Genomic DNA, 2,325 nt, shown 5'->3' with positions numbered 1-2,325 from the left:
CCCGCCGTCAACGGCGGCCCGCGCGAGATCCCGGTCGGCGCCGCCGGACCGGGCCAGGCCGTGACGGCGCTCGAGAAGGCGACGGCCGGGACGCAGTGGGAGATCACCCGCTACCAGGACGCCCGGGCGCTGACCGAGGCCGTCGAGGACCGCGAGATCGTCGGCGGTGTCCTGGTGACCCCGGCGGGCGTGACCCTGTACCAGGCGACGGCGGCCGGCCCGCAGGCCACGGCCGCCCTCACCGCGATGGCCACGGCCGTCGCCGAGCGGCAGCACGCCGAACTCACCGTCGAGGACCTCGCCCCCTTCCCCGAGGACGACCCACGAGGGGCCGGGTTCTCCGCGGCGGCCCTGCCGATGGTCTTCGGCGGCATCATCCCGGCGATCGCCCTCGCCCGGCTCTTCCCCGGCAGGACCGGGCCGCGCCTGGCCGGCGGCCTGCTGTTCTCGCTCACCGCCGGCTTCGCGGTCACCGCGGTGCTGCAGTTCGGCACCGGGTCCCTCTCCGGCGACTACTGGGCGACCGCGCTCGGACTCTCCCTGGGCATCGCGGCCCTCGCCTTCACCCTCCTGGGACTCGAGGCGCTCTTCGGCCTGCCCGGCTTCGGCATCGGCGCGGCGCTGATGATGCTGCTGGCCAACCCGCTCTCCGGCTTCGCCACCGGCCCGCACTGGCTGCCCGGCGGCTGGTCCGACCTCGGCCAGATCCTCCCGCCCGGCGCCTCCGGCAGCCTGCTGCGCGCCAACGCCTTCTTCGACGGCACCGGCGCGACGGGCCCCGCACTGGTCCTGGCCGGCTGGGCGGTGCTGGGGGCCGCGCTGCTGCTGACCGGAGGACGGCTCCGGGGCCGCCGGGAGGACGGGGCGGAGCCGGCCGCCTCCTGACCGCCCGCGGCCCTGATGACGGTGCGTGACGGACACGGGGAGGCGGGGAAGTGATCGAACAGGTGATGCGCCGCTCCTCGCCCACGGCCGGACGCCGCCCCGCCTGGCCGCCGCGCGGATCCACGGCGACGAGGCCCGGTTCACCGACGCCCTGGACCTGGCGGCCCGCCTCGGTCCGGACACCTCCGACGCGATACGGGGCAGCGGGAGGCTGTGACGGCGCGCGCGGGGGGAAGGGCGACTGTCCCCCCGCACGACCGTCGTTCACGCGTGCGACAGCCCGAACGACACCAGGAACCCGCACACCGTCACCAGGCCGATCGCCAGGTGCGCGTCCTCGAACGCCTCCGGGATCATCGTGTCCGCCACCATCGCCAGGATCGCCCCGGCCGCGACCGCCGTCACCGCCGCGATCACCGCCGGGGAGTACGCGCCGACGACCGTGTACCCGAGCACCGCCGAGACGGTGCTCGCCGCCGCGATCGCGCCCCACACGCCGAAGACGAACCCCTTGCTGCGTCCCGCCTTCCGCATGCCCGCCGAACTCGACAGTCCCTCCGGCACGTTGCTGATGAACACCGCCACCACCGTCACCAGGCTGACCGCCCCGCCGTCCAGCAGGCTCACGCCGATCACCGCCGACTCGGGAATCCCGTCCAGCAGCGCGCCGAGCGCCAGCGCCGTGCCCGAACCGCCCTGCTGCTCCTCCGAGGGCTGCGCGTGCGCGGCGTGCCGCCCCGAGCGCTTCCGGTGCCGCGCGCCCCGTCGGGCCAGCCACACGTTCCCCAGGGTGTACGCCACGGCGCCCGCCAGCGTGCCCAGGGCCGCGGGAGCCAGCCCGGCCTGGTCGAACGCCTCACCCACCAGTTCGAAGGAGACCGCCGAGAGCAACACGCCGGCCCCGAAGGCCATCACCGTGGCGATCACCTTCGCCGGCACCCGCACCCCGAACCCGATCACCGCCCCCACCAGCAGCGCCGACCCGGCGACCAGCCCCCAGAGTCCTGCCTCCACCACTTCAGCCATAAGGCACCCTGTACCCGCGATCCCCGGACACGGCGTGCGCCCGGGGCGGTGTTCAGGAGGCTTCACGCGGCCGGTGGAACACGGCCCCGGCAGGAGGCGTCGAAGCCGCCCCGCCTACTCCCCGAACCCGGCCAGTGCCCCCCGGGCGTCGAACCGCGCGGTGCGGGCCCAGGCGAGCTCCCAGCGGTTGCCCTCCGGGTCGGCGACGTACGCGGAGCGCCCGCCCCATTCCCGGTCCACCGGCCCGGCCACCGCCTCGGCGCCGGCGGCCACAGCGGCGTGGAAGGCGGCGTCCACGTCCTCACGGTGGTCCACGTTGCAGGCGAGGGTCACTCCCGACCAGCCCGGCGCGGGCACCGGCGCACCGGGCGCCGCCTCGGCCGCGACCCAGCGTGGACACGGCGGGAGGGTAAC

4 protein-coding genes are annotated in these 2,325 nt (G+C 76.0%); 2 read left to right on the top strand and 2 right to left on the bottom strand.

Annotation, left to right across the window (positions count from 1 at the left end; translation table 11 throughout):
* Together HW445_RS27420 and HW445_RS27415 are read left to right on the top strand one after the other, a co-directional pair.
* Nucleotides 1-885 (top strand): hypothetical protein (locus tag HW445_RS27420; RefSeq protein WP_180223562.1); only part of this gene is annotated, 885 nt, incomplete at its 5' end.
* 25 nt (nt 886-910) lie between these two features.
* Nucleotides 911-1,102: a hypothetical protein gene (locus HW445_RS27415; protein ID WP_180223561.1), complete on the top strand. Its 192-nt coding sequence runs from the start codon at nt 911-913 to the stop codon at nt 1,100-1,102.
* A gap of 47 nt (nt 1,103-1,149) precedes the next feature.
* Here the strand turns inward: HW445_RS27415 and HW445_RS27410 are convergent, their stop codons facing one another.
* Entirely contained in the window at nt 1,150-1,911 is a 762-nt protein-coding gene (locus HW445_RS27410; protein WP_180223560.1) for a ZIP family metal transporter, read from the bottom strand.
* 114 nt (nt 1,912-2,025) lie between these two features.
* Nucleotides 2,026-2,325, bottom strand: a 300-nt coding sequence (locus HW445_RS27405; protein ID WP_180223559.1) for a VOC family protein, incomplete at its 5' end; no start/stop codon positions are given.

The sequence above is a fragment of the Streptomyces sp. UH6 genome, assembly GCF_013421635.1.
GTDB lineage: Bacteria > Actinomycetota > Actinomycetes > Streptomycetales > Streptomycetaceae > Streptomyces > Streptomyces abyssomicinicus.
The sequence above is the reverse complement of the archived record's forward strand: the minus strand, read 5'-3'. Positions and strand labels throughout refer to the sequence as shown.